This window comes from Pseudomonas sp. GW821-FHT02H06 (assembly GCF_059421525.1).
This window is the reverse complement of record NZ_JBWKVD010000001.1, coordinates 617,225-642,691: the sequence shown is the minus strand read 5'-3', so window position 1 is coordinate 642,691 and position 25,467 is coordinate 617,225. Positions and strand designations below refer to the sequence as shown.

Annotated in this window: 25 protein-coding genes; 12 read left to right on the top strand and 13 right to left on the bottom strand. The window is 60.3% G+C overall.

From position 1 onward, the window contains the following. Nucleotides 1-384: 384 nt before the first annotated feature. The gene (locus tag AC07VF_RS02995; protein ID WP_495008629.1) at nucleotides 385-1,491 is read left to right on the top strand and encodes a GGDEF domain-containing protein; all 1,107 of its coding nucleotides are present in this window, start codon (nucleotides 385-387) and stop codon (nucleotides 1,489-1,491) included. Further along, the gene (locus AC07VF_RS02990) at nucleotides 1,484-2,422 is read left to right on the top strand and encodes an iron-sulfur-binding ferredoxin reductase (RefSeq protein ID WP_495008630.1); all 939 of its coding nucleotides are present in this window, start codon (nucleotides 1,484-1,486) and stop codon (nucleotides 2,420-2,422) included. Before AC07VF_RS02995 ends, AC07VF_RS02990 begins: the two co-directional genes overlap by 8 nt. A 74-nt stretch (nucleotides 2,423-2,496) precedes the next feature. On the opposite strand, the gene pyk is transcribed toward AC07VF_RS02990, so the two are convergent. Beyond that, nucleotides 2,497-3,948, bottom strand: coding sequence for a pyruvate kinase (pyk, locus tag AC07VF_RS02985; protein WP_133772322.1), 1,452 nt, complete (start codon nucleotides 3,946-3,948; stop codon nucleotides 2,497-2,499). Between the two features lie 179 nt (nucleotides 3,949-4,127). Between pyk and AC07VF_RS02980 the strand changes: the two genes are divergently transcribed. Together AC07VF_RS02980 and AC07VF_RS02975 are read left to right on the top strand one after the other, a co-directional pair. Then, a complete protein-coding gene (locus AC07VF_RS02980) occupies nucleotides 4,128-4,502 on the top strand; it encodes a tetratricopeptide repeat protein (protein ID WP_495008631.1) in 375 nt (124 codons plus the stop codon). Nucleotides 4,503-4,815: 313 nt separating this feature from the next. Then, entirely contained in the window at nucleotides 4,816-5,175 is a 360-nt protein-coding gene (locus AC07VF_RS02975; RefSeq protein WP_192171714.1) for a PilZ domain-containing protein, read from the top strand. A gap of 11 nt (nucleotides 5,176-5,186) precedes the next feature. Here AC07VF_RS02975 and AC07VF_RS02970 read toward each other — a convergent pair whose 3' ends face one another. After that, nucleotides 5,187-6,542, bottom strand: a complete 1,356-nt coding sequence (locus tag AC07VF_RS02970) for a DUF58 domain-containing protein (protein WP_495008632.1) — start codon at nucleotides 6,540-6,542, stop codon at nucleotides 5,187-5,189. Beyond that, nucleotides 6,539-7,660, bottom strand: coding sequence for an AAA family ATPase (locus tag AC07VF_RS02965; RefSeq protein WP_495008633.1), 1,122 nt, complete (start codon nucleotides 7,658-7,660; stop codon nucleotides 6,539-6,541). Before AC07VF_RS02965 ends, AC07VF_RS02970 begins: the two co-directional genes overlap by 4 nt. Nucleotides 7,661-7,956: 296 nt before the next feature. Here AC07VF_RS02965 and AC07VF_RS02960 point away from each other — a divergent pair, with 296 nt between their 5' ends. Next, a complete protein-coding gene (locus tag AC07VF_RS02960) occupies nucleotides 7,957-8,220 on the top strand; it encodes a hypothetical protein (protein ID WP_192171711.1) in 264 nt (87 codons plus the stop codon). A 43-nt stretch (nucleotides 8,221-8,263) separates the two neighbouring features. Next, the gene (locus AC07VF_RS02955) at nucleotides 8,264-8,950 is read left to right on the top strand and encodes an ATPase (RefSeq protein ID WP_192171710.1); all 687 of its coding nucleotides are present in this window, start codon (nucleotides 8,264-8,266) and stop codon (nucleotides 8,948-8,950) included. A gap of 51 nt (nucleotides 8,951-9,001) precedes the next feature. Here the strand turns inward: AC07VF_RS02955 and AC07VF_RS02950 are convergent, their stop codons facing one another. From AC07VF_RS02950 to AC07VF_RS02935, 4 genes are read right to left on the bottom strand one after another with little or no spacing between them, the layout of a single operon-like run. Then, complete coding sequence (locus AC07VF_RS02950; RefSeq protein ID WP_192171709.1) at nucleotides 9,002-10,228, bottom strand: DUF4350 domain-containing protein; 1,227 nt, start codon at nucleotides 10,226-10,228, stop codon at nucleotides 9,002-9,004. After that, nucleotides 10,225-11,871, bottom strand: coding sequence for a DUF4129 domain-containing protein (locus tag AC07VF_RS02945; protein WP_495008634.1), 1,647 nt, complete (start codon nucleotides 11,869-11,871; stop codon nucleotides 10,225-10,227). Before AC07VF_RS02945 ends, AC07VF_RS02950 begins: the two co-directional genes overlap by 4 nt. Beyond that, entirely contained in the window at nucleotides 11,858-12,838 is a 981-nt protein-coding gene (locus tag AC07VF_RS02940) for a stage II sporulation protein M (RefSeq protein ID WP_282366014.1), read from the bottom strand. The genes AC07VF_RS02945 and AC07VF_RS02940 overlap by 14 nt, the downstream gene beginning before the upstream one ends. After that, a complete protein-coding gene (locus AC07VF_RS02935) occupies nucleotides 12,835-13,572 on the bottom strand; it encodes an RDD family protein (RefSeq protein ID WP_346627083.1) in 738 nt (245 codons plus the stop codon). Before AC07VF_RS02935 ends, AC07VF_RS02940 begins: the two co-directional genes overlap by 4 nt. Nucleotides 13,573-13,807: 235 nt before the next feature. Here AC07VF_RS02935 and sbcB point away from each other — a divergent pair, with 235 nt between their 5' ends. Then, a complete protein-coding gene (sbcB, locus tag AC07VF_RS02930) occupies nucleotides 13,808-15,238 on the top strand; it encodes an exodeoxyribonuclease I (protein ID WP_495008635.1) in 1,431 nt (476 codons plus the stop codon). A gap of 99 nt (nucleotides 15,239-15,337) precedes the next feature. Here the strand turns inward: sbcB and mvaT are convergent, their stop codons facing one another. Then, on the bottom strand, nucleotides 15,338-15,715 hold the full coding sequence (gene mvaT, locus AC07VF_RS02925; RefSeq protein WP_192171704.1) for a histone-like nucleoid-structuring protein MvaT: 378 nt from the start codon (nucleotides 15,713-15,715) through the stop codon (nucleotides 15,338-15,340). A 347-nt stretch (nucleotides 15,716-16,062) separates the two neighbouring features. Between mvaT and purU the strand changes: the two genes are divergently transcribed. Beyond that, complete coding sequence (purU, locus tag AC07VF_RS02920) at nucleotides 16,063-16,914, top strand: formyltetrahydrofolate deformylase (RefSeq protein ID WP_346627085.1); 852 nt, start codon at nucleotides 16,063-16,065, stop codon at nucleotides 16,912-16,914. A gap of 115 nt (nucleotides 16,915-17,029) precedes the next feature. Next, nucleotides 17,030-17,218 carry a hypothetical protein gene (locus AC07VF_RS02915; RefSeq protein ID WP_346630781.1) on the top strand — a complete coding sequence of 63 codons (189 nt, stop codon included), beginning with the start codon at nucleotides 17,030-17,032 and terminating at the stop codon, nucleotides 17,216-17,218. Here AC07VF_RS02915 and gpgF read toward each other — a convergent pair. Genes gpgF through gpgS form a run of 3 tightly spaced genes read right to left on the bottom strand, consistent with a single transcriptional unit; the run spans nucleotide 17,195 to nucleotide 20,071 of the window. Next, nucleotides 17,195-18,190 carry a glucosaminyl phosphatidylglycerol flippase gene (gene gpgF, locus AC07VF_RS02910; protein WP_495008636.1) on the bottom strand — a complete coding sequence of 332 codons (996 nt, stop codon included), beginning with the start codon at nucleotides 18,188-18,190 and terminating at the stop codon, nucleotides 17,195-17,197. The two genes, AC07VF_RS02915 and gpgF, sit on opposite strands and share 24 nt — an antisense overlap. Beyond that, nucleotides 18,187-18,948, bottom strand: coding sequence for an N-acetylglucosaminyl phosphatidylglycerol deacetylase (gpgD, locus tag AC07VF_RS02905; protein ID WP_495008775.1), 762 nt, complete (start codon nucleotides 18,946-18,948; stop codon nucleotides 18,187-18,189). Before gpgD ends, gpgF begins: the two co-directional genes overlap by 4 nt. A gap of 10 nt (nucleotides 18,949-18,958) precedes the next feature. After that, entirely contained in the window at nucleotides 18,959-20,071 is a 1,113-nt protein-coding gene (gene gpgS / locus AC07VF_RS02900; protein ID WP_495008637.1) for an N-acetylglucosaminyl phosphatidylglycerol synthase, read from the bottom strand. 229 nt (nucleotides 20,072-20,300) lie between these two features. On the opposite strand from gpgS, the gene AC07VF_RS02895 reads away from it, so the two are divergent. Then, entirely contained in the window at nucleotides 20,301-21,791 is a 1,491-nt protein-coding gene (locus AC07VF_RS02895; RefSeq protein ID WP_192171699.1) for a helicase HerA-like domain-containing protein, read from the top strand. A gap of 60 nt (nucleotides 21,792-21,851) precedes the next feature. Here the strand turns inward: AC07VF_RS02895 and AC07VF_RS02890 are convergent, their stop codons facing one another. Next, nucleotides 21,852-23,324: an inorganic phosphate transporter gene (locus tag AC07VF_RS02890; RefSeq protein ID WP_192171698.1), complete on the bottom strand. Its 1,473-nt coding sequence runs from the start codon at nucleotides 23,322-23,324 to the stop codon at nucleotides 21,852-21,854. 244 nt (nucleotides 23,325-23,568) lie between these two features. Beyond that, nucleotides 23,569-23,766 carry a hypothetical protein gene (locus tag AC07VF_RS02885; protein ID WP_037014498.1) on the bottom strand — a complete coding sequence of 66 codons (198 nt, stop codon included), beginning with the start codon at nucleotides 23,764-23,766 and terminating at the stop codon, nucleotides 23,569-23,571. A 205-nt stretch (nucleotides 23,767-23,971) separates the two neighbouring features. Between AC07VF_RS02885 and AC07VF_RS02880 the strand changes: the two genes are divergently transcribed. Together AC07VF_RS02880 and pcaR are read left to right on the top strand one after the other, a co-directional pair. After that, nucleotides 23,972-24,169, top strand: a complete 198-nt coding sequence (locus AC07VF_RS02880) for a hypothetical protein (RefSeq protein ID WP_192171697.1) — start codon at nucleotides 23,972-23,974, stop codon at nucleotides 24,167-24,169. Between the two features lie 416 nt (nucleotides 24,170-24,585). Further along, nucleotides 24,586-25,428, top strand: coding sequence for a pca regulon transcriptional regulator PcaR (gene pcaR, locus AC07VF_RS02875; protein WP_192171696.1), 843 nt, complete (start codon nucleotides 24,586-24,588; stop codon nucleotides 25,426-25,428). The last annotated feature ends 39 nt before the right edge of the window (nucleotides 25,429-25,467 follow it).

Sequence of the window (25,467 nt, the reverse complement as noted above, 5' to 3'; positions counted from 1 at the left end):
TAATTGCGGGTGGCGACGGGACCGCTTGGGCCGGACGAAAGCATCTTGATCAGGCGTCAGACAGCCGGGCAACACCTCGGCGTGGTCAGGGTAAAAAAGGCGCGGCAGTATAACCCGAGGTCGATTAAGGTACATCCGCCAAAGGCCAAACCGTCGTCGAAAACGCCGTACGGCACCCGCACTGAATCATGCATGAAACAGATTGCTACGGCTGTCCGGAAAGACAGGGATTTGAATAGTCATTTTTTTACGCAAGCACTACAGTGGCAAGCTGCCTGCATTACCGCGCACGGCGCAGGAAGGTTTTGATCTGGTGCCTGAAAAGTGTCACAGGTCATCTTGCCGGTACGGGACGGACCCTTAATACCCATGATGAGTCAACGAGTGACTGCCCAAACTATCCAGCGTTTGCTGCTGAAACGTTTCGCGCTCGCTACCGGCACCTATGTGCTGGGGCTGATGCTCGTATGGATGGCGTATTTTACCGGCTACTATCAAGCCACCTTCTTCGGGATCTGGTGCACCAGTGTGCTGGTGCTTTTCTGTCAGGCCGCCTTGAGCCTGGTGTTTTTCGGTGGCTACAACCGACGCTTCAAAGACCCCAGCCTGACCGAGTTTCAGGTGCTCCTTGGGCTGGCCTGGCAGACGTTTCTCATCAGCCATATGGAAGCCTCCCGCGGCACCTTTCTGATCATTTACGTGCTGGTGCTGATGTTCGGATTGTTTCACCTGCGGCCCAGTATTTTCGCCCGCTGCGCCCTGTTTGCCTTGCTGGGATTCGCCGGGATCAACCTGTGGGACGCCAGTCGCGGGCGCCTGGTCGATCCAGGGCTGGCGGCGATTCAGACCTGCGCGTTGTTCATCGTTTTTTCCTGGCTGTGCCTGTTCGCGCGCTTCGTGCAGAACTCACGCAACCGCATGCATCAGCGCCGCATCACCTTGCAGGCGCATCAGGAAACCCTGCGCGGCATGATGCTGCAGCTCGAAGAACTGGCGTCCACCGACGAGCTGACCAACCTCTGTAACCGCCGTCACTTCCTGCGTATCGCCACCCGCGAACTCGAACACATGGACGGCAATTACACCGCCGGACTGGCGCTCATCGACCTCGATCACTTCAAGCGGGTCAACGATATCCATGGCCACGCCGCGGGTGACCGGGTGCTGCAGATGTTCGGCAAAACTGCGGCCCAGTGCCTGCGCTCCGATGACATTCTCGCGCGCTATGGCGGTGAAGAATTCGTCTTGCTGATCCCGCGCTGCACCCGTGCGCAACTGGTCGACTGCTGTGAGCGCATCCGGCTCGCCTTCACCCACGTCACGCTGCCCGAGTTCCCGGAGCTGGACCTGAGCCTGTCGATCGGCATGACGGTTATCGAGCGCGGAGATCACATGGACCGTGCACTGCAGCGGGCCGACCAGTCGCTGTATCGCGCCAAGCACCAGGGCCGCAACCGCTGCCACGGCGCCTGGGATTACGCCGATGCCTGAATTGCGAGTGGGCGGCCGGCAATGGTCGGTGGCGCCTGCGGCCAATTTGCTGGATGCCCTGAACGACGCCGGATTGTCCGTCCCCTACAGCTGCCGCGCCGGCAGTTGCCACGCGTGCATGGTCCGTTGCGTCAGTGGTGATCCGGCGGATGCCGCGCCCGATGCGCTGGATGCCGACAAGCGCGCCCAGGGCTGGCGGCTGTCGTGCCAGTGCCGGGTGACGAGCGACCTGACCGTTGAAATCTTCGACCCCTTGCGCGATGGCTTGCCGTCGACAGTCGTGGGTGCTGACTGGCTGAGTCCGTCGGTGTTGCGCCTGCGACTGAACCCCGAACGCCCGTTGCGCTACCGCGTCGGCCAGCATCTGGTGCTGTGGACTGCTAGCGGCGTGGCGCGCCCGTATTCGTTGGCGAGCGTGCCGGGGGACGAGCCCTTTCTGGAATTTCACATCGATTGCCAGCGTCCGGGCGCTTTCGCTGATGTCGCCCGCACGCTACAACCGGGCGATCCGATCCGCCTCGGCGAACTCCAGGGCGGTGCGCTGCGCTACGAGCCCGACTGGCAGGACCGGCCGTTGTTGCTGCTGGCCGCAGGCACCGGATTGGCGCCGCTATGGGGTGTGCTGCGCGAGGCGTTGCGGCAGGGCCATCAGGGTGAGATTCGCCTGATACATCTGGCGCGCGAGCCTCAAGAGCATTATCTGGCGGAGGCTCTCGGCGAGCTGGCGATCCAGCATCCGAACCTGCACGTGGAGTCGATCGAGCTGACGGACTTCTCGGCCGTGCTGAGTGGGTTGCGCGTGACGTCTCGTCAGACCATTGCGCTGGTCTGCGGGTCGCCTGCCAGCGTCGAGGCGTTCTCGAAGCGGTTGTTCATTGCCGGGTTGCCCCGTGGTCAGTTACTGGCGGACGTATTTGTGGAGAAGGGCTGACAGTCCATGGGTTCAAAGACATAAAAAAGCCCCGCACTCTCACGAGGCGGGGCTTTTTAGTGTGGCGGTGTCGCTTAAACCATTGGGTCGCCGACGTGCAGGATCTTCATGCCGTTGGTGCCGCCGATGGTGTGGTAGCTGTCGCCCTTGGTCAGGATGACCCAGTCGCCTTGCTCGACCAGACCGCGCTTGACCAGTTCGTCCACAGCCGACTGGCTGACCTGACCGGCCGGCAGTGCCGCCGGGTCGAACGGAATGGTGTAAACGCCACGGAACATCGCCGCGCGCGCCTGGGTGCCGCGGTGCGGGGAGAACGCGTAGATCGGCACCGAGGAGCGAATGCGCGACATGATCAGCGGGGTATAGCCGCTTTCGGTCAACGCGATGATCGCTTTCACGCCAGGGAAGTGGTTGGCGGTGTACATGGCGGCCAGTGCGATGCTCTCGTCACAACGGGTGAACGAGTGACCGACGCGGTGGCTGGAGGTCTTGCCGGTCGGATGACGCTCGGCGCCGACGCAAATACGCGCCATTGCCTCCACGGCTTCGACCGGATAGGAACCGGCGGCACTTTCAGCGGACAGCATCACGGCGTCGGTGTAGTCGAGCACGGCGTTGGCCACGTCGGACACTTCAGCACGGGTTGGCATCGGGCTGGAAATCATCGATTCCATCATCTGCGTGGCAACGATCACCGCCTTGTTGTGGCGACGTGCGTGCAGGATGATTTTCTTCTGGACGCCCACAAGCTCCGCGTCGCCGATTTCCACGCCCAGGTCGCCACGGGCAACCATGACCGCGTCACTGGCGCGGATCAGCGCATCGAGGGTTTCGTCGTCGGCAACGGCTTCGGCGCGTTCGATCTTCGCCACCAGCCAGGCCGTGCCGCCTGATTCGTCACGCAGCTTGCGTGCGTATTCCATGTCGGCCGCATCCCGCGGGAACGAAACGGCCAGGTAATCCAGGTCCATTTCGGCAGCGAGCTTGATGTCCTGCTTGTCTTTCTCGGTCAGCGCCGGAGCCGTGAGACCGCCGCCGCGACGGTTGATGCCTTTGTGATCCGACAGCGGGCCGCCGATGGTCACGGTGCAATGCAGTGCGTCGGCGGTTTGCGTGTCAACGCGCATGACCACGCGTCCATCGTCCAGCAGCAGCTCGTCGCCGACGCCGCAGTCCTTGACCAGATCGGGGTAATCGATACCGACGATGTCCTGGTTGCCGTCGGTCAGAGGATGGCTGGTGGAGAAGATGAACTTGTCACCTACCTTCAGCTCGATCTTCTTGTTGACGAATTTGGCGATGCGGATTTTCGGGCCTTGAAGGTCACCCAGCAACGCGACGAACCGGCCGTTCTTGGCGGCGATGTCGCGGATCAGCTTCGCGCGAGCCTTGTGCTCGTCGGGCGTGCCGTGGGAGAAGTTCAGGCGGGCGACGTCCAGGCCAGCGAGAATCAGCTTCTCGATGACTTCTGGCGAATTACTGGCAGGGCCCAGTGTGGCTACGATTTTGGTGCGGCGAACGGTCATGCACAAACTCCTTAAATGAAGCGCAGCGAGAGGCTACTACTGTATTGCTCTGTAGTCATTGTTCCTTTGCACTACCTGCCCCCCGGATCGCTGGGCAATCGGCAGGTCGGCGGCCGTCAAATCGACCTTGAAGAAATCCCGGAATACGCCGATACAAGGGCTGAGCACAGGAGACTCTCATGCGAATCGTGATGATATTAGTGGCGCTGCTTGCCTTGGGTGGCTGCACCCGCTGGGCAATGAACAGCCATTTGAACAACGCCAACCGCGCCTACGCACAGGGCGACTGTGACGCGGTGATGTACAACCTGTCGAAAGTCGATCGCGAGAGCCGTTCGCGTCGCTATGTCCAGCCCGAAGTGTCGATGTTGCGTGGCCAGTGCCTGGAACGCCAGAAGTTCTACATGGATGCCGTGCAGACCTACCAGTACATCATCACCCAGTTCCCGGAAAGCGAGTACGCGTTCCGCGCCAAGGCCCGTCTGGACACCCTGCACCAGCTGGGGCATGACAACCTTGCGCCGCCTGCCACAACGCGTGCTGCTTCACGCTAGTTACACCCGACTGGATATACGGTCGCGTTTTCGGGTGGATATCGGGGAAACCTGAGCTAGGCTGCGATGAGTAGGGACCTAAGTGTTTTGACGAAGGCGGCAGCGCCACTGATCCGAAAGCAGGGTGATAAGCGGGGTTATCGCTGATCGGCCGCTCGGATCAGTGACTTTTGCCAGTGCCGAATGAGTCAGATGTCGTCATCGGTTTTTCAACTGATGGATTCTGGCATCACGGGTCTGGCAGTTCCGTGCAACCGAATCCCAAAGCACTAGCGCGGCCATGCTCAATGGTCATCTCAGGGCGAGTGTCCGAATGCTTAATGAAAGACGAATCGAACGTCACCAACTGCCTTACTACCTGCAAGTGTTCAACCGGTATACCGATAAACCGTTGGGTTGCCTGGGTAACGTGTCTGAGCAAGGCCTGATGCTGATCAGCGATCTGCCCATTCTGGTGGGGGCTGATTTTCAGCTGCGCCTGAAGGTGCCCGACGGCAAGAACGGCCTGTACAACATCGATATCGACGCCAGCTGCCTGTGGTGTCATGAAGACGAGACCCCACGCGTGTTCGATTCCGGCTTCCGCCTGCAAGCGGCGCCGGCGGAATACTTTGTCCTCATTCAGGCCTTGCAGCACTACTTCAGTTTCTATCCGCTGGAGGCTTCCGCCTGAAGGCAGGTGTCCTACAAAGCCCCGGCCTTTTTCCAGCTCATGTATCGGCTGACCAACTCCGGCCCCAACTCACTGGGGCGCACATCCAGCACCGGGATGCCATGGGCGACCAAACGCTCATGCAGCCCGCTGCGTGCGTTGAGCAGATCGACCGTCCCGCAGTAGTCCACGGCCTCTTGCCAGGTCTGCACCGGCGCTTGACGCAGATCGTCGAGCACAGCCTCGCGCAAACTGGCGATCAGCACGCGATGATGTCGACTCAGCTGTTTGACCGCTTCCAGTAGCTGCTCGTCATCCTCGTCCCGCAAGTTGGTGATCAACACCACCAACGCCCGGCGTTTCTGCCGCGCGAGGATATTTCGCATTGCTACCGCGTAATCGGCGGGGCGCTGGGTCGCGTTGACGTTGTAGAGGTGATTCAACAGCACGTTCAGCTGGCCGGCGCCTTTGACGGGGGGCAGGTGCCGGTCCTGTTCGCCCGCGAAGGTTGAAAGACCGACCGCGTCGCCCTGACGCAACGCCACGTAGCTCAGCAGCAGGCAGGCGTTCAGCCCATGGTCGAAGTGCGTCAGCTCCCCGTCCTGGCTGCGCATGCGTCTGCCGCAGTCGAGCATGAACAGGATTTGCTGATCGCGCTCATCCTGATATTCCCGCGCAATGGGCGCGCGATGCCGGGCCGTGGCCTTCCAGTCGATCTGACGCAGGCTGTCGCCTTCACGAAATTCGCGCAGCTGATGAAATTCCCGGCCCAGCCCCCGGCGCGGCTGTTGGCGGATGCCGATCTGCCTGAGCCAGTTCTCGACGCCCAGCAATTGCCCGTTGTGCAAACGGGCGAAATCCGGGTACACCCGGACAGCGTCATGGGTGGGCACATAACGTCGGGATGACCACAGGCGCAGCGGGCTGCGGATAAGGATCTCGGTCCGTTCGAAGGTGAAATCCCCGCGACTGGCCGGGCGCAGCCGATAGGTCAGCTGGGCGGTGCGCTGTGAACGCAGCACGACGTCCTGGGGCAGATTCTCGGTGTCGTAGCGGGCATCCGGCTCCGAAGGCCCATGATCAAAAAGGGTTAAGGAAAGCGCGCGAGGTGAATCGTGTTCCAGCTCGACCCGCACCTCGCTCCAGCGTCCCATCCCCAGGCTGCCGGCCAAGTGCCGCTTGGCTCGAGGGGAGGGCAGACGCCACAGCCACGCGGCATCCAATGCAGCGACGGCAGCCATCACCCCCAGCAGGGTCCAGAAAAAGCCGTCCAGCCGGGCAATCGGGCCGCGCCCCAATGCCTGCAGAATGCCGAGCAGCAACGAGACGCCGAGGAGCACGGCCAGCCACCAGAGCATGCGTGTCGACGGCTTGAGCAGTTGCTTCATCGACGCGGCGCCGCCACCTGATCCAGCAATTGCTTGAGCACGTGATCCACTGACAAGCCTTCGATGTCCAGCTCCGGCGCTAGCCTCACTCGATGACGCAGCACCGCCAGCGCGCAGCCTTTGACGTCGTCAGGTACGACGAACTCGCCGCCACGCAACAGCGCCCGTGCGCGCGCTCCCCGAATCAGTGCGATGGACGCCCGCGGCCCTGCGCCGAGTGTCAGGCCCGCCCACGTGCGAGTGGCGCGAGCCAGCCGCACGGCGTAATCGAGGACCTGTTCATCCACCGGCAGATCGCCGGCGATGCGTTGCAGCGCCAGCACATCTTTTGCCTGCATCAAGGTGCGCAGGGGCTGGATATCGAGCATGTCGGAGCGCGTCGAACGGGTGACCTGGCGGACCATCTCCAGCTCCTGATCGGCCTGGGGATAATCCATGCGGACCTTGAGCATGAAGCGGTCGAGCTCGGCTTCGGGCAGCGGGTAAGTGCCTTCCTGCTCGATCGGGTTCTGCGTCGCCAGCACCATGAAGGGTTGCGGCACCGGCAGCGCGCGGCCTTCCAGTGTGACCTGACGTTCCTGCATCGCCTCTAGCAGCGCGGCCTGGGTCTTGGCTGGGGCGCGGTTGATCTCGTCCGCGAGCAGCAGATGGGTGAACAGCGGCCCTTTGCGCAGCTTGAACTGCTCGCTCTGCATGTCGTACACGGCATGGCCGGTCACGTCGCTGGGCATCAGATCAGGGGTGAACTGAATGCGCGCAAACTCGCCGCCGAAACACCGGGCCAGCGCCCGCACCAGCAGCGTCTTGCCCAGCCCCGGCACGCCTTCGAGCAACACATGACCGCCGCCAATCAGCGCGGTCAATACATCATCGATGACGGCGTCCTGGCCGATGACTGCTTTTTGCAACTCATGCCGCACCGCTTGGGCCAGATGAATCGCGCGCTGGCGCTGCTGCGCCGGATGGCTGGCCGAAGCGGTGGCCGGCTCGGTGTGTTTGTGGTCCACGGCTGCGGTTTCAGGGATGGGGAGGTGATTAGACGCGTGGCTTGGCTCGGTCGGTTGATCGCTCGCATGCCCGGGCGTTTTGCTAATGTTCAAGTCCGTTTTATCGTCCATAAATCGAGTGCTTACCTGATTTGACTTCGGGGATTTTGCCATTGCACCGCTGAACGAGCTGCCTGGCTCGCCGCATCATGCGAATATATCGAGCCTCAAAGGTCAGAGGCGGTGGTGCGTCGAGGTTTGACAGGAAAAAGCCGAATCCATATGTGTCCGATCTTGAGTGTATGTCGAGAACCCTGAGAGGACCCAGTCGGATCCTGTGACACAACACAGTCAAGATTGGTGGCCCCAGTTGGGCTAGAATCCCGACGAAGCTGCTTACCGAATGAAACTGAATGCCGGAGAACATCATGGCTGAGGTCGACGTGAAAAAACTGTCTGAAGAAGACATGCTGAACCTTGAGGACAAAATCCCTGTATTGGCTGCAAGCGCGACCCTCTCGGCATACTACCGGGCGCTGTCGTCGGGGCTGACTGTGTACCGCATCCAGGGCTCCAATATGGTTGAAGCCAAAGCTGACGGCTCGGTGCGGGTGATCGCCCCAGCCAAGCCTCGTACCAAGGTCCTGTTAGGCAAGGTGCACAAGGTTCGCCGGCTGAAAGCCAGTGCCTAGGGCGCGCTGCTGGGCGGGGCCTAATGGCAGCGGCAAATCCACGATGAAAGGCTTTGTTCCGGCGAACCTCATTGGTATCTACGTGAACGCCGATGACATCGAACACGATGTCAAAGCGACCGGCTTTCTGGACCTCTCCATCTACAAAATTCACACCACGCCCCAAATATTGCATTCATTTATCGACCAGCATTCGCTGCTCGTCAGATTCAACAGGCAGGTACAGGCGAAGTTGATCGGTCTGGATGGCGACCGCATTGATTTCACGCGCGTACCCATGGATTCCTATTTCGCCTCGGCAATTGCCGATTTTATTCGACATCAGTTACTGGAGCTTGGCGAAAATTTCACCTTTGAAACGGTGATGTCCAGCCCTGACAAAGTCGAGTTTCTGGAGCTGGCGCAGCGCAAGGGCTATCGCACATACCTCTATTACGTTTCCACCGACTCTGTGGACATCAATATTCAACGGGTAGCCAACCGGGTTGCGGAGGGTGGGCACAACGTACCCGAAGACAAAATCCGCAAGCGCTACAAGGGCTCCCTTGATTTACTTCCTGCCGCAGTCGAGGCGACCCATCGTGCTTACATTTTCGATAACTCGGAGGCCGAGGCTGTCTTGCTTGCAGAAGTCACCGACGGCACCGATTTCGAATTCCGGTTCGAGAACTTGCCCGATTGGTTCGTCGAGAACTATGTCGACAAAGTTCTGGGCGCAGCCGAAGACTGATTCGGTATTACCACTTGCCAGCGCAGCGATATGACGCTGCGGATTGTCCGCTTACGCATTCAAGGCATTCCTGAGGGTTTGCAGGTACGCAACCTGACGGGTGAACTCGCTGCTGGACAAGCGCTGCTCCGGCCGCGGACGCAACGCCTGGCCGATGTGGCTGGTGGACTGACGCGTCATGCGCGCCAGCGTTTGCCATTGTTCGGTGACGGCCAGGGTCTCGAAGCCCGGATGCCGTTGCCGGGCGCGACGCAGGATGTCTTGCTGCAAGGCGCGCAACGCGCCGTGCTCGCCTTCGCGGCGGAGCATGAAGTCGGCGCTTGCACGCAGGTGTTCGCTGAGCTGACGACGGCCGCGCGCAAGGATCGGCAACATCGGGCCATGGCGCATGCCTGCATGCCACAGCGTGGCAACGAGGCACAGTGCCAGGGCGAGCAGCGCCTGGGGGAAGTATTTCCAGAGCAGCCCGAACAGGTTGTCGTGTTCAGTGCGCAGCACCATCGTGACGGTGCTGTCCTGGCTCAGATACCAGAGCAGCCAGGCATTATCGTATTCGCCGATGGCCTGTGTTTTCCACAGGTCGGCGTCGGTGACAACCGTGATTAATCCAGAGCCGTACACCATTTGCAGCAGGTGCGTGGCGTCAGCGCTGTTGGCCCATGACTGCGCATGGTCCTCGGGGTCATCCAGATGGAAGGCCGGGTCGAAGCTCATGTAGGCCGGGTCGTTTTCGTTTTGCACGAACAGCCGGGTCAGCTCGGGCCACGGTGTTTCCGGGCCTTGAATGTCCGGCGTGCTCAACGGGATGACCGGCTTGAGTTGTTCGCGCTGCCGTTCGCGGTCCTGCTCTTGCAGGTCTTGGGTGAGGAATTGGTGAATCTGCAGTTGATCCAGCAACAGGTCGCCGCTGCTTCCCTTGGTCGGGTCCCACAGCTGTTCGGCAACAAAGAGAAGACGGCCGCCTGATCGGGTCCAGGCCAGCAAGCGCTTGACCTCGGACGGCGTCATCCTTTCGCGGAAATCCAGCAGCATGAGCGTTTGCGGCTGGTCGCGGATGTCAGGGAGAGCGGTAAGCGTTTCAGCGGTTTTCACCTGAATGTTTCGCTGACGCAGGAACGTCTGCGCGGCGAGGTAAGGGTTGGCCAGCGCTTCAGGCGAGGGTCCCTGGTCGACGGTTTCCTGATAACGCTCGAGCCGCTTCAGCGCGGGCACGCTGGCGATGACGAGGCTCACCAGCATCAACGCGGCGACCAGCCCGATGATCCAGCGCCGGCTCATGCGCCTGCTCCCGGCGCGAACAATTTCCGCCAGCCTGAACACAGCGTGTGTCGCGCCTGATCCGGCGGCACTTGGTGACCGTAGGCGAGGTTCTGCCAGTGGCGCGTCAGTTCATGGCTGAAGTCATCAAGGGATGGCTGCTTGAGCTCGGCAATGCGTGCCAGTATCTGGCCCTCGGTGTCGGCGCTTTTCAGCGGCAGTTGGTAATCGGTCAACAGGCGGCTCAGCAGTGCGCGATAAAGAAGGCTCAATGCCTCGCGCGGTGACTGTTGCCAGAGTCTTTCCGCTGCATCGGCGACATCCGTCGGCAGGGTTTCAGCGCGGACCTGCAGGCCAAAGAGTTGGTGAGGGATGTCTCGTGGAGCCGTCGCCTTGCGGGGGCTTTTGCCGACGAAGGTGGCGAACCAGGTCCGATAGCGCCAGATCACCCACGCGACCGTTAGGCCAAGCAGCGTCCACAGCAGCGCGCCGAATACCGCCGACAGGGTCTTGCCTACGTTGAGCGCGCCGACGACCAGTCGCGCCAGCCAGTTCGGTGTCTCGGCTGACTTGGCATCATGCTTGGCATCGTCAGCGGGCTGGGCGATGCGCCATCCGGACACCGGTTTGGGATTTTTGAACGGCGGTTGTTCAAGCACGGCATGGATGGCGTTCTGCGACGCCTGGCTGGTCAGCGGCTGATTGAGCAGGCGAGGTGAATCGGGTGGTGCAACGTCTTCGTCGGTCTGCGGGTTGTCCAGCGGCGGCAGCGGGCAGCTATTGCCCGACTCGCTGGGGATTTCGTCCGCCATTGACCGATCTGCCGTCCACTGGTTTGCCGCAGACTCTGCCATGACGGCGGACGGCAGCAACGTCAGCACAAGGATCCCGCCCAGCAACACCGCCAGTGCGCTGCCCAGAACACGCTGACGCAGCTTGCGGAAACCCAGCTCGATGTCCCACGCCTCCAGCGTGGTCCGGCGATTGAGGTACAGCGCAAATCCGCAGGACACATAAACCGGGCCCCATACGATCAGCACTAGGGCATAAAACCCGTTGGTCAAATGCTCCAGCCAGTTCCACTCACCCTCGATGTCCAGCAGGCTGCGCCATGACCAGTCCGCTTCGATCTGCGGGGGAATCATGGCGTAGAACAGCACCATCAGGCCGATCCAGAAGGTCATTTCGAGCGTACTGCCCAGCGCGGTCAGCAGACGCGCCGCCCGGGAATCCTTCTGGCCAAGCACGGTAATGCGCTGCGCCCGGGACAACCCGTCTAGTCCCTCCAGTTGCTGCACCGGCTGATAGAAACTGCGGCTGAGGCTCAGACGCCGCCAGGTCAGGCTCGCGAGCAACTGCGGCTTGAGTGCCGACGGAAAGCTTTTCAGCGCCTGCCTGAGTGACGGTGCCGGGCCGAACAGCGCTTGGGACAGAATCAGCAGCGGCAGCCGTTCGTAGGCTGGCTTGAGCCACCAGAACACGAGGACTGCCACTGACGGGTAATCCCACAGCAGCAGGGTCAGCAGCGCGAAGATCGGCAAGGTGACGATGGCCCAGCTTGTCATCAGCAAGGCGCGGTACCGTTGCGCCAGGAGAACGCCCAGGTCGAGGGCCTCCCACGGCGTGCGTGGGCGTATGACAACGCTGGCGTCAGTCAGGCGCATGGGGCGTGCGTCCGGCAAGGGTCAGGTAGGCGCCGACCAGCAACCACAAAGAAGCGCCCACCCCATATTTGGCTGCCGCGGGCGGCCAGCTCATCGACGACCAGTACGCTTCAATGAATGCCGCGATGAGGAGGAACAGCATGACCCCGCCAATCAGTCGCACGCTGATCCGTGCAGCGCGGCGCAGTGCCTCGCCTCGGCGCAGTCGGCCGGGAGCGACCAGTGCCCATCCGAGTTTCAGCCCCGCCGCACCCGCCAGCATGATGCCGGTCAGTTCGAAGGCGCTGTGTCCAACCACGAACGGCCAGAAGGTTGTGCCCATGCCCGCGTCGGTGAGATGGCCCGCGACCGCGCCAATCATCAGTCCGTTGAAAAACAGAAAAAACAGACTGCCGACGCCTAACAGCAGGCCACTGGCAAAGGTCTGGAAAGCAATGCCGACGTTGTGCATCACGTAGTAACCGAACATCAGCCAGTCAGTGCTCGACGCGCGTTCGGCCGTTTGCCCGATACGCCGTGCGGCGGGCTCGTACATGGCGTGCATTCCGGCGACATCGGCGGGGCTGACGACGCTGTAGACCAGATCCGGATAGCCGTAGACCAGCAGCGCCATGAGCGTCAGGCTGCCAAAAAACAGCAGGCCGGCGAGGGCGACCCATCGCCATTCGGCACGCACCAGACGTGGGAAGTCCGCCAGCACAAAGCTCAGCAACTGCGCACTGAACTGGCTTCGGTGGCGATACAACTGCTGGTGCCCACGCATCGCAAGCTGCTGCAGTTGCTCGACCAGATGACTGGCGTAGCCACGGTCGATTGCCAGCGCAAGCTGTTGGCAGATCTGACGGTATTCGCGGCTGAAGCCGGCACCGGACCCGCTTTTGCGGCGACTCGCTTCCAGCGCCTCAAGGCGTGTTGCAAAACGCTGCCAGTCTTCTGCATGGCGTTGTTCGAACAGGCTTTGCTTCATGACGAGCCGGCCAGGCTGTGGGCAATGCCATTCAATTGCTGGACCGGGTAGTGAGGATCTCGCGAGCTGGACAACTGCAAAGGCTGCGTGACGATGGCAGCAAGCTCTTGAGCCCTCGCCGAAGAAAGTGTGCCTTGCCGCTCGGCAAAGGCTTGTATGGCGCGCTGTTCCTCCAGCAAGAGGGGCAGCGGCGGAATCCTCGCGGTGGCTTCAGCCAGTGGCGGCCGTTGCGGGGGCACGTCCCGATAGATGACCAGCGTGCCCGCCGCCAGATCCCCAAGGCGTTTGAACAGCGGGTGCTGCAAACAGGTAAACGCGCCGACGCAATAGCCGAAGGGCAGCATGTCGACGAAGCGCAGCAGGTTGCGCAGCACTGAAGCCGACCAGCCAATCGGGGTGCCGTCATCGTGAATGACCCGCAGCCCCATGATCTGTTTGCCCGGAGTGCGCCCTTGATGCAGCACTTCGAAGAGCACCATATAGCCCCAGGTCCCGATAAACAGCGCGAGCATGAACAGCCCGGTGCCGAAGTCGCCCAGTGTTCCCAGCACGAAAAACAGCGCACCCAGTAGCGCGCCGCGAATCATCAGATCAATGCCGAAAGCAATTGACCGGGACAGCAACCCGGCAGGTCGCAGGATGAGGTCTATGCCCTCGGGCGTTTCCATGCGAACACGAGTGTCCAGCAGGGCAAGCGGTGCAGTAAATCCTGGCTCTGCATGGGAAAGGGACATAGAGGAAGGTACGCCGGTGGAAGAGGTTTGATGCTAGCCACGCCGGAGTGGCTAAGCAACAGGATGATTCTGGACAATGTGTGGGAAAGAGCCTGTTACAACTTGCTGGCCTTCGACAGCCGCCACTTTCGCACAAACTGTGTCGCCGTATCTCGGGCCTCGGGGTGTATTCGCTGGCGTCAGGCGCGGAGGGGCATCTGTTAAACTCGCCCGGTCTTTTGTTCAGGATCAGCCCGTGACTTCCAGCATCTTCTGGTACGACTACGAAACCACCGGGATCAATCCACGCAACGACCGGCCGCTGCAAGTGGCGGGCATTCGTACGGACGATCAGCTCAACGAGATCGGCGAGCCGATCAACCTGTATTGCCAGCCCAGCGATGACATCCTCCCCCATCCGGCGGCATGCCTGGTGACAGGCATCACGCCTGACCGGCTCGCGGAAAAAGGCTTGTGTGAAGCAGACTTCATGACCCGACTGCACGCGGAGATGTCTCTGCCCGGCACCTGCAGCGCGGGTTACAACACGTTGCGTTTTGACGATGAGATGACCCGCTACAGTCTTTATCGCAACTTTTTCGATCCCTACGCACGCGAATGGCAGGGCGGCAACAGCCGCTGGGATTTGATTGATGTGGTGCGCACGGCTTATGCGCTGCGTCCGGAGGGCATTGTCTGGCCGCAAGAAGAGGGCCGGGTCACGCTGAAACTTGAGCGGCTGACGGCGGCCAACGGGATCGATCATGGTCATGCCCATGACGCGCTCTCCGATGTCCGCGCAACCATCGCGCTGGCGCGTCTGGTCCGCGATAAGCAACCCAAACTTTACGATTATCTTTTTGGCTTGCGCTTCAAGCACAAGGTCCAGGATCAGATTCGATTGATGCAGCCACTTGTGCATATATCGGGTCGTTTTTCCGCAGCGCGAAGTTATGTGAGCGTCGTACTTCCGCTGGCTTGGCATCCGGTGAACCGAAATGCATTGATTGTCTGTGACCTGTTCCATGACCACAGCCCGTTGCTGGACGAAGACGGCGAGACCTTGCGTCAGCGTCTATATACTCGCCGCGAAGATCTGCTCGAAGGCCAGTTACCGGTTCCGCTGAAATTGCTGCATGTTAATAAATGCCCGGTCATTGCCCCGCTGAGCGTGCTTCGCGAGGAGGACCGTCAGCGTCTGCAACTGGACATGAGTGTTTATAAAACGCGCGTGGCCGCCTTGAATGAAGGGCAGACGATCTGGCAGGACAAGTTGAAAAGCGTCTATGCCAACGACAACTTCGCTGTCAGTGAGGATCCGGAACAGCAGTTGTACGACGGCTTTATCAATGATCGGGATCGTCGTCTCTGCGAGCAGGTGCGCATTGCCGAGCCCCAGCAACTGGCTACCGATGGCTGGCCGTTCGATGATCCCCGATTGCCTGAATTGTTATTCCGCTACCGCGCCCGCAACTTTGCCGAAACCCTGAGCGTTGCAGAGCAACAGCGCTGGTTGGCGTTTTGTCAGTTGCGCCTGAGCGATCCTCAGGCCGGCGCCCCCAATACGCTCAAGGCGTTCAGCCGTGCGCTGGTCGAACTCTCGCTGAAGGCCACGCCCGAGCAACTCAAAGTGCTCGCCCAGTGGCAGGAATACTCTCTGGTGTTGAAACAGCGTCTGGGACTATAAGCGCATAGGGGTAAATGGCAGGCAATAAAAAACGCCAGCATGGCTGGCGTCTTTTTGAGTCGAACATCTCTGCGCGACGGCTGACTCTAAAACCGGCAATTAGCCCAGCAGAGTTGCCCAGCCTTCAACCTCGTCGCCGCCCCACTTGGCTTTCCACTCTTTCAGCGTCTTGTGGTTGCCGCCTTTGGTTTCGATGATTTCACCGTTGTGCGGGTTTTTGTATTGCTTGACCTTGCGAGCGCGTTTGGTGCCGACCGGCTTTACAACAGCGCCGCGTGGAGCCTTCATTTTGGAGTCTGGATCCAGCAGCGCGATGATGTCGCGCAGGGATTTCTGATATTCGCCCATCAACGTGCGCAGTTTGCCTTCGAACTCAAGTTCTTTCTGCAGTTTGTCGTCTTGTTGCAGATTTTGCAGGCGGGCTTGCAGTTCTTTGATGGCTTCTTCTGTTGCGCGGTATTCGTTGATCAGTGACATGGGGGATACCTATGTTGTGATGGGCATGATGCGATGGGCGCATAATAATCAGAGTGTTTACGCAAGTAAACATTTAAGAAAAGTTTTATCCGTAGCATTTTGAAATAGCCGCAGACATACCCTCGATTTAGATACACATGTAGCGTTATAGAACGCCAATGACCTTGCTGTTTTCAGCGAAGTGTCTGGCGTCGAATTTCCGTCGCCGATGAACCGGTACGGCACTAATGCATTTATCCCCGAAGGGTGCGCTTTTTTGCCGCCTGAAATCAGCGGCATACGGGTACTGCACAGTCGTCAGGTAATCGCTAGAATGGCGGCCTTTGCGAAGTTCTGGAGTTTTTCACATGCGCACTTTTCGTCTGGTGATTGCTTGCCCGGACCGTGTCGGTATCGTTGCCAAGGTCAGTAACTTTCTGGCCTCGTACAACGGCTGGATTACCGAAGCGAGCCATCACTCTGACAATCTCAGCGGCTGGTTTTTCATGCGTCATGAAATGCGTGCCGATACCCTGCCTTTCGACCTCGAAGGTTTCCGTGCAGCTTTTGCGCCCATCGCCGAAGAGTTTTCGATGGACTGGCGCATTACCGACTCCGCGCAGAAAAAGCGCGTCGTGCTCATGGCAAGCCGGGAGTCCCATTGTCTGGCCGATCTGTTGCACCGCTGGCACAGCGACGAACTGGACTGTGAAATCGCCTGCGTGATTTCCAACCACCAGGACCTGCGCAGTATGGTCGAGTGGCACAACATTCCTTATTACCACGTGCCGGTTGATCCGAAAGACAAAGAGCCGGCGTTCGCCGAAGTCTCGCGTCTGGTCAAACACCACGAAGCCGACGTTGTTGTGCTGGCGCGTTACATGCAGATCCTGCCGCCGCAACTGTGCCGGGAATACGCGCATCAGGTCATCAACATTCACCACAGCTTCCTGCCTTCGTTTGTCGGCGCCAAGCCGTATCACCAGGCGTCGCTGCGTGGCGTGAAACTGATCGGCGCTACTTGCCACTACGTCACCGAAGAACTGGACGCCGGTCCGATCATCGAGCAGGACGTGGTGCGCGTCAGCCATCGCGACAGCATCGAAAACATGGTGCGTTTCGGTCGCGACGTGGAGAAGATGGTGCTCGCTCGCGGCCTGCGCGCACACCTTGAAGACCGCGTGCTGGTGCATGACAACAAGACAGTGGTATTTGATTAAGCAGTGATTAAGCAGTGATTAAGCGGTTTGGGTGAGCCGCTTAAGTTCAGCGGCTTACTGCAACTCGATTGTTTGCGAACAGTGCAGCTTCTCCGGCACGACAGGCGGAATCACCATGACCGACCCCCTCGACAAAGCCACATCCAAAGCCCCGCCGACCCTTGGCGAAGGATGCCTGAGCCGTTACGACGTCGACGCACTGTCGCCGGAAGACGGCACGGACTTCGAGGGGGCGGAAGCGTTATGGAAAGAACTGACGTCTGCCAGACAGGAAAACGAATCAGACCGTCTTGATCCGCAGTAACTTGTTCAAAAGGGGGCGCCCGACCATCAACAGAAACACCGGCCCGCCCGCGATCAGATAGAAGTAATAGGTGACGATCCGCCAGATGAGGATCGCGGCCGCTGCCGTCGACTTGCCCACCATCGGCGCCAACAAGGCCGCCGACGTCAACTCCGCCGCTCCCGCACCGCCCGGCGACAGGCTGAACTGCCCGGCGCTCAGCGACAGCATCTGCACCAGAAACGTCCACGCCCAGTCGATATTCACGCCCAACCCTTGCAGCGCCAGGTACAGCACGCTGTAACGCAGACTCCAGTGCACGCAGGTCAGCGCAAACACCTGCAGCAGAATGCGGTGGGGCATTTTCCAGGTCTCAGCCAGCGCGTCGCGGAAATGCAGCAGCTTGCGCGCCCAGCGAATGCGCGTGGTGTTCTTGCGCTTCAGCCGCTTGAGCACCCGACCGTTGAACAGAATGATGCGTCTGTGATACCGCGCGAAACCGGCACAGGCACAAAGTCCGGCGCCGATTAGCAGGGCGCTGGCAATGAGCATCCATTCAAGGTTTTCGCTGAGCTGGTGGAACACCGCGTAGATCAGGATGCCGATCAGCGCGAGGAGAAAAAACACCAGATCCATCAGTTGGTCAGTGGCAAAGGCCGCTGTGCTTTTCGCCGGACCAATACCACTGCGCGAGAGCAGTGCGACCAGCGTCAAGGGCGCGCCGCTGCCCCCGGGCGTGGCGCAGTAGGCAAATTCCGTGGCCATCACCACAGCGAGACTTTTGCGCATGCCGATGCCGCTGGCGGCGTCGCCGAGCAACAGGCGCAGGCGCATCGTGTTCATGCACCAGCCCACCAACACCATGACGAACATGCCGATCAAGAGCGTCACCGGGAAGTTGCGCAGGCGGTGAAACATGTCTGCGCCGCCCATGAAGAACGGAATCAGCAGGGCGAGTATCAGTGCTGCTGCGAGCCAGCCAAGTCGCCTCACGCCGCAGACCTGGCGGCATTCAGGCCCTGTAACCAGGCAAATTTGCTCATCGGCGTACGGCCGTCGTTCAACAAGCGCTCAAGGGCTTGCAGCCAGTAACGACGGGAAAAGTCGTGGCGCATGTCTACGGGGTGCAGCCCCAGACGGATGGTTGCGGCGTTATGCAATTGAGCCTCACGGTGGTTGCTGACGATTTTCGATACGCCCCGGCGCCAGGCGCTGCGAGCGCTCCAGACGATCCCGGGCGCATCGATCTCGGAAAAGTCCGGCAGACGATACAAGTGTTGGGCATCACTTGTGTAGTCCAACGGCAATTTTCGCAGGGCATTGCGCGTGCCTTCGCTCATCAGCCAGGCGGGAGCGACGAATCCGTGAAGTGGCCAGTCGTTGCGCCGGAACACCTCCATGCCTGCTTCCAGCCGTTGCATCGCCTGATGTTCGTCTAGGGTGTAGAACTCGCCCTCCCAGGTGTAAATGCGCCGCATGAAAAACTCATGGGGCGTGCGCGGGGCAGGGCTGTCGTCGCAATGGTAATAACCGTGCAGCGCCAGTTCGTCGCCCCGTGCGAGGCGGTCGTGCATCAACCGCTGGAAATCCGGGTTGGCGTCGATCGGATCGTGCTTGTGGAAATTCGGCACCACCAGCCAGGTGATGGGGATGTTCCCTAGCTTGTCGACTGCCTCAACGAAGGGTCGATAATCCGGCCAGGTTTGCGGGGCCACGTCGTGGAGCACCAGTAACAGGCTGCGCTCCGTGATTGCGGGAATCTCAGCCATGGGCATAGACCGGCTGACGGGCGCCGAGGACTGCCTGGTAATGGCCGAGCAAGCCGGCGACCACGGCGTCCCACGCATAATGTGCCTCGACATGACGCCGCGCCTCTTCGCCTCGGGATGGGGCGTTCTCGGCAAACAGCTGACGCACCGCTGCCGCCATGGCCGGTGGTTGATTGGGTTCGCACAGCAGGCCACAGTGCTCGGGGACGATTTCGCGGAAGGCCCCGGCATCGACCGCCACCACCGGAATCCCGCTGGCCATGGCTTCAATCACCACCAGACCGAAGGTTTCCTGATCCCCGGCATGTACCAGCGCATCGGCACTCGCCAATAGGCGCGCGACTTCGGCAGCAGGACGAAATTTATCCACAACCGTGACGTTGGCCGGCACGCCGGTCGGCATATGGGAGCCCACCAGCAACAGGTGATAACCCGCGCCCAGCGCCTTCATGCAGTCGAGTAGAACGGTCAGGTTTTTCTCTTTCGAACCTCGGCCCGCAAAGATAAGCAGGTGGGTTTCATCCGGCAGGCCCAGCTCGGCCTTGAGACCAGGATCTCGCCGGGAGGGATGGAACGTCTGCAGATCAACCCCCAACGGCTGCACATGAACATTCTTCACACCCAGGCGGATCAGCTTGTCCGCCATCGCCGCGCTCGGCGCCAGCACTCGGTCAAAATTGCCGTAGAGCTTGCTGACGTAATTCTCGACATTGGCCCCCAGCCAGGTGCCAATCCGGTTGCTCACCAGCAGCGGCAAGTCGGAGTGGTAAAAGCCAATCACTGGCACGTCCAGTTGGCGTCGGGCATCCAGTGCAGCCCAGGCGGTAAGATAAGGATCGCCGACTTCAATGAGGTCTGGCCGCAGACTTCGCAGGGCCTCTCGCCAGGGACCGACGCGCAGTGGAAAACGATAGCCGTTGCCAAACGGTACGGGCGGCGCCGGAACCCGGTACACGCCGTCTTCATGACTGCTTTGCGGGCCCGGGATCAGCAGGCTGTGTCGCACGCCCGGGTAAAGCGCGAGGCGGCGGTGTTTGGCATCCAGGTACGTGCGCACGCCGCCGCTTGCAGGGGCGTAGAACATGGTCATGTCAGCAATGTGCATGGGATGCCTTCGTCCATTGATTCAGTCCTTCTGGGGTTGACCATCTACAGATACAGATGTTCGGTTGCAGATCGTCGCACCCACGCCCATGAACTAGCGTTACGCCGCTTGCGCCAGAGTCTTGCGCTAGAGTAGCGAGGTGGCCTGAGGGAGGCTCGGCGGTGCCAGTCCAATTGGGCTGTCTCCGCAGTCCCTTCGGAAATATCGAATGCAACGCTTGGGTGAACGGATGCCTGACTCACAACAGATTCTTATTGGTGCTGACCTGATGGGCCAGCCGATCGGGCAGGCGATGCGTCTGGCCAACCGTCACGGGCTGGTGGCCGGCGCGACTGGCACCGGGAAAACCGTCACCTTGCAGCGCCTGGCGGAAGTGTTCAGCGACGCCGGCGTGGCCGTGTTCGCGGCGGACATCAAGGGTGATCTCTGCGGGCTCGGCGCCCCGGGCAACCCTCAAGGCAAGATCGCCGAGCGCATCGCCGGCATGCCCTGGCTGCACCATAAACCTCAGGGCTATCCGGTGACACTGTGGGACGTGCACGGTGAAACGGGCCATCCGTTGCGCACAACCCTGTCGGAAATGGGCCCGCTGCTGCTGGGAAGTTTGCTGGAATTGACGGACAGCCAACAATCGGCGCTGTACGCCGCGTTCAAGGTGGCGGATCGGGAAGGGCTGTTGTTGCTGGACATCAAGGACCTCAAGGCGCTGCTCAATCATTTGCGCGACAACCCCGAAGTCCTCGGCGACGACAGCGCATTGATGACCACGGGGTCGAGTCAGGCGCTGCTGCGTCGGCTGGCGATCCTTGAACAGCAAGGCGCCGAGGCCTTGTTCGGCGAGCCGGCGTTGCAACTGGAAGACATCTTGCAGCCCGCGAGCGATGGCCGCGGGCAGATTCATCTGCTGGACGCCAGCCGGTTGGTGCACGAGTCGCCGAAGGTCTACGCCACTTTCCTGCTGTGGCTCCTGGCCGAGCTGTTCGAGCAATTGCCTGAGCGCGGCGATGCCGATAAACCGTTGCTGGCGCTGTTCTTCGACGAAGCGCATTTGCTCTTCGCGGATACGCCGAAAGCGCTGCAGGAGCGGCTGGAGCAAGTGGTGCGGCTGATTCGCTCGAAAGGCGTCGGCGTGTATTTCGTCACTCAGTCGCCGGGGGATCTGCCGGACTCCGTTCTGGCGCAACTCGGTTTGCGCATTCAGCATGGCCTGCGCGCGTTCACCAGCAAGGAGCAACGATCGCTGAAGGCCGTTGCGGACGGGTTTCGCCCCAATCCCGAGTTCGACGCGCTCTCGGTGCTGACCGAGTTGGGCATCGGTGAGGCGCTGGTGGGCACGCTGCAGGACAAGGGCACGCCTGAAATCGTCCAGCGTGTGTTGGTCGCGCCGCCGCAATCGCGCATCGGGCCGTTGACCCAGGCTGAGCGCGACACGCTGATCGCACGGTCGCCACTGGCCGGTCGTTACGACAAACCCGTGGATCGCGAATCGGCTTACGAAATGCTCCTGGCGCGCAAGGGCGCCCCGGCGGATCCTGCGCAGAAGCCCGCCGCTGAGGAGAAGTCAGAAGGCGGCTTTGCCGACATGGCCGGTGGTTTTCTGGGCGGGCTGGCGGGGCAGGCGGTCAAAAGTGCGATGCGCCAGGCCGCCACCCAGATCGGTCGCGAACTGGTGCGCGGGTTGATGGGATCGTTGCTGGGCGGCAGCAAGAAACGCCGCTAGCGCACCCACAAAAAAGCCCATTCAATGAATGGGCTTTTCAGGTCAGGCGGTGCAGTCAGGTCAGGCCAGCGCTTTGGACGCCAACCAGAACAACCCTGCCGACAGCGCGACCGTGGCGGGCAGGGTCAACACCCATGCCAGCAGAATGTTGCGAACCGTGCCGCCCTGCAGGCCGCTCTTGTTCGCCACCATGGTCCCGGCCACGCCGGACGACAGGATGTGAGTCGTTGAAACAGGCAGGCTGAACACGTTGGCCAGCGCAATGGCGCTGGCGGTGGTGATCTGCGCGGACATGCCCTGAGCGTAGGTCATGCCTTGCTTCCCGATCTTCTCACCGATGGTCAGCACTACGCGTTTCCAGCCAACCATGGTGCCAATACCCAGCGCCAGTGCAACGGCGAAGATGACCCAGAACGGCGCGTATTCAGTGGTCGCGGTCAGGTCCTTGCGCAGCTTCTCCAGATCCGATTTTTCACGGGCATCCAGCGCAGGCAGCTTGCCGACTTTGCGTGCCGTGTCGTCCAGGCACAATAGGTAGCGACGCACTTCGATGCGACGCTCCGGTGCGAGGGTGTGGTAGTCGTTGACGCCCTTGAGGTTGTTCAGCAGAGCATCAATGGTCGGCTCGGTTTGCTCAGGGTTGCAGCTGAAACGCTCGGGCAAGTCGCCCGCCGCCGATTTGCCCAGCGCCAGGTACTCGCCCAGCGTCGCGTTGTTGCGCTGATAAAACTGGCTCAGGTGCTGGGTCGCGTCGCGGGTGCGTTCGATCTGATAAGTCGTGGTGCTTAGGTCCAGCACGAACTGCGCCGGGACGATACCGATGAGCACCAGCATGATCAGGCCGATGCCTTTCTGACCATCGTTGGAGCCGTGCACAAAACTCACTGCCATCGCCGAAATCACCAGAACCAGGCGATTCCAGAAAGGAGGGTGTTTTTTGTCATCGAGCTTGCGGCGTTGTTCTGGAGTCTTGTGCATCTTGGAGAGGGGGCGCCAGGCTTTCAGCGCCAACAGAACCAGACCTGCCACGATGAAACCGGCCAGTGGCGAGAACACCAGCGAGGCGCCGATATCGATCGCTTTCTGCCAGTTCACGCCTTCGCCCAGCGGGATGTTATTGATCAGCGCGTTGGCCAGGCCTACACCCAGAATCGAACCGATCAATGTATGGGAGCTGGACGCCGGGATGCCGAAATACCAGGTGCCGAGGTTCCAGGTGATGGCCGCAGCCAGCAGCGAGAACACCATCGCCAGACCATGACCGGTGTTGACGTTGATCAACAACTCGACCGGCAGCAGATGGACGATGGCATACGCCACGCCGACCCCACCCAGGAGCACCCCGAGGAAATTGAACACGCCCGAGAAAAATACTGCCAGATGGGGCGGCATGGCCTTGGTGTAAATGACTGTCGCCACCGCGTTGGCGGTGTCATGAAAGCCGTTGATGAACTCGAAGGTGAGGACAAACGCAAGGGCGAGCAACAAGCTCACAATTACCCAAGCATCCAGTCCGCTGAATAGATCGATCATGGAAGGTTTTCTGACCCGGTCTTAAGGGGGCGGGATTATGACAGAAAAAAAACTGCGCGATAGGCGCGCCGCTCATTGGTAGCAGCCTGCAACGAAATTTCTGTCCCGCCTGCCCGTCGACTTCCTGCCGGGAAAGAAAGTGCGAAGCACCCCTGAACCCTGGACGAGTCTGTAAAACCTGGCCTTCAACGCGATGAATACGCTTGCCGTCAGCTGTTTGAGTCAGCGACAGGCAAGCGGCGGCTCATGGCTCTTCCTTGAGTTCTTCTTCCATCTTTTGCAGCTCTTGCTTGAACGCCTGGTCAAGCAGGCTGGCCCGTTTGCGCCACGGCTTGCGCTCTGGTTCGGGCTGGGCGGCGTATGTTGTCACTTCGCCGCCGTAAACTTCCTTGTAACGTTGTTCCTGGCGCTCTAATTCTGCGCGCAGTTCATCTTTGGTCACGTTAATACCTGATCGGGTCGAGTTTAATCCCGGTGATGACGCCGAGTCTGAAAGTGTCGGACCTGACGATCGCAATGTATCGGATCAGGAATAACCATCGGGCAGGGACGCTGCGCCAAGACGATTCACACTTCAACCAAGGGCGGCTACGTGCACCGGAATGACAAAACTGTCGTAGCAACATTCTTTATTGATTGCCTGCAGGATGGCTGATGACCAAGGTATTGGCCTGCCGTCGCTGAACATTGCGATCGAGTCGAACAATGTCTGCGTGTGTTTGGATCCATGCCAGATGGGGCGAGGATTTAAACACGCGATAGCGTTATTGGGCTTCAATGACGGCCACTATCGCGAAGATGCGCAGGCGAGTCAACTGTCGAGACTGTCGCAGCCGGACAACTGAGGATTTATACCTTTTTTATGTACGAAGGTTCCTAAGTTGGACAGTCTGATTTATGACGCAACTTGGCGAGTCAAATGTTTAACGCCGCAGGCAGTTTTCTGGCGACGTAAAATTCTCGGCTTATGACCGTGCGGACAATGATGTGTATTTAAACGGTTACACATAAATGGGGAGGGCAGAGACAAAAACGGCCTTGGGTTAGCAAGACCGTGCCTGGGACTTCTCAGTGGGTACCTGACCAGTAATCCAAAGAAGCCTCATATGGCATGTGAAAGGTATAAGCAACTGGGCAGCCGGTCAATTGCGATTATCGCCCACTCGTTCGATAATCGCCCAAAGCTGGCTTGCCGTGGGCTTCAAAAACGGCGAGAGTGGCGTTCTACAAGGCTTTCGCGGCCACGACGAACGGTGCCAGCATGAACGATCAATTGCGTAATTCTTTCACGTCACTTGCGCCGCCGATTGTTGCGTCTCCTGCTAAAAGGATTCAGGCGCTCACGGGCGATCCTGACTTCATGACCTCTCTGGCGCGAGGGTTGGCCGTCATTCACGCGTTCCAGGAACGCAAGCGGCACCTGACCATCGCGCAGATCAGCCATCGCACCGAAATCCCCAGGGCGGCGGTTCGTCGTTGCCTGCATACATTGATCAAGTTGGGCTACGCCACCACTGACGGGCGCACTTACTCGCTGCTGCCTAAAGTGCTGACGCTTGGCCATGCCTATTTGTCCTCGACACCCCTGGCGGTTTCGTCACAGCCCTATCTGGACCGCATGAGTGACCAACTGCACGAGGCCTGCAACATGGCCACGCTGGAAGGCGATGACATTCTTTATATAGCCCGCTCCGCGACGACTCAGCGATTGATCTCTGTGGATCTGGCGGTGGGCGGACGTTTGCCGGCGTACTGCACGTCCATGGGCCGGATTCTGCTGGCGGCGCTGGACGATGTGTCGTTGCGGGAATACCTCGACCACGTCGATCTGCAACCCAAAACCAGCCGCACCTTACGCACCCCGGAAGCCTTGCTCGAATGCCTGCAGCAAGTGCGGCAACAGGGCTGGTGCATTGTCGATCAGGAACTGGAGCAGGGTTTGCGTTCAATCGCCGTGCCGGTCTACGACGCATCGGGTCAGGTACTCGCGGCGCTGAATGTCAGCACCAGTGCGGGCCGAGTGGCGCGCAATGACCTGGAGCAGAAGTTTCTGCCAATCATGCTGAATGCCAGCCGTGACCTGAGCACGCAGCTGTTTACCTGACCCAGCCTGTTGAACCCATGAGCTGCCCGTCACTCTCCG

Coding starts and splice junctions, on each gene's coding strand:
- AC07VF_RS02990 (WP_495008630.1), top strand. CDS start 1,484: ATGCCTGAATTGCGAGTGGGCGGCCGGCAATGGTCGGTGGCGCCTGCG.
- pyk (WP_133772322.1), bottom strand. CDS start 3,948: ATGACCGTTCGCCGCACCAAAATCGTAGCCACACTGGGCCCTGCCAGT.
- AC07VF_RS02980 (WP_495008631.1), top strand. CDS start 4,128: ATGCGAATCGTGATGATATTAGTGGCGCTGCTTGCCTTGGGTGGCTGC.
- AC07VF_RS02975 (WP_192171714.1), top strand. CDS start 4,816: ATGCTTAATGAAAGACGAATCGAACGTCACCAACTGCCTTACTACCTG.
- AC07VF_RS02970 (WP_495008632.1), bottom strand. CDS start 6,542: ATGAAGCAACTGCTCAAGCCGTCGACACGCATGCTCTGGTGGCTGGCC.
- AC07VF_RS02965 (WP_495008633.1), bottom strand. CDS start 7,660: ATGGACGATAAAACGGACTTGAACATTAGCAAAACGCCCGGGCATGCG.
- AC07VF_RS02960 (WP_192171711.1), top strand. CDS start 7,957: ATGGCTGAGGTCGACGTGAAAAAACTGTCTGAAGAAGACATGCTGAAC.
- AC07VF_RS02955 (WP_192171710.1), top strand. CDS start 8,264: ATGAAAGGCTTTGTTCCGGCGAACCTCATTGGTATCTACGTGAACGCC.
- AC07VF_RS02950 (WP_192171709.1), bottom strand. CDS start 10,228: ATGAGCCGGCGCTGGATCATCGGGCTGGTCGCCGCGTTGATGCTGGTG.
- AC07VF_RS02945 (WP_495008634.1), bottom strand. CDS start 11,871: ATGCGCCTGACTGACGCCAGCGTTGTCATACGCCCACGCACGCCGTGG.
- AC07VF_RS02940 (WP_282366014.1), bottom strand. CDS start 12,838: ATGAAGCAAAGCCTGTTCGAACAACGCCATGCAGAAGACTGGCAGCGT.
- AC07VF_RS02935 (WP_346627083.1), bottom strand. CDS start 13,572: ATGTCCCTTTCCCATGCAGAGCCAGGATTTACTGCACCGCTTGCCCTG.
- mvaT (WP_192171704.1), bottom strand. CDS start 15,715: ATGTCACTGATCAACGAATACCGCGCAACAGAAGAAGCCATCAAAGAA.
- purU (WP_346627085.1), top strand. CDS start 16,063: ATGCGCACTTTTCGTCTGGTGATTGCTTGCCCGGACCGTGTCGGTATC.
- AC07VF_RS02915 (WP_346630781.1), top strand. CDS start 17,030: ATGACCGACCCCCTCGACAAAGCCACATCCAAAGCCCCGCCGACCCTT.
- gpgS (WP_495008637.1), bottom strand. CDS start 20,071: ATGCACATTGCTGACATGACCATGTTCTACGCCCCTGCAAGCGGCGGC.
- AC07VF_RS02895 (WP_192171699.1), top strand. CDS start 20,301: ATGCCTGACTCACAACAGATTCTTATTGGTGCTGACCTGATGGGCCAG.
- AC07VF_RS02890 (WP_192171698.1), bottom strand. CDS start 23,324: ATGATCGATCTATTCAGCGGACTGGATGCTTGGGTAATTGTGAGCTTG.
- AC07VF_RS02880 (WP_192171697.1), top strand. CDS start 23,972: ATGGCTGATGACCAAGGTATTGGCCTGCCGTCGCTGAACATTGCGATC.
- pcaR (WP_192171696.1), top strand. CDS start 24,586: ATGAACGATCAATTGCGTAATTCTTTCACGTCACTTGCGCCGCCGATT.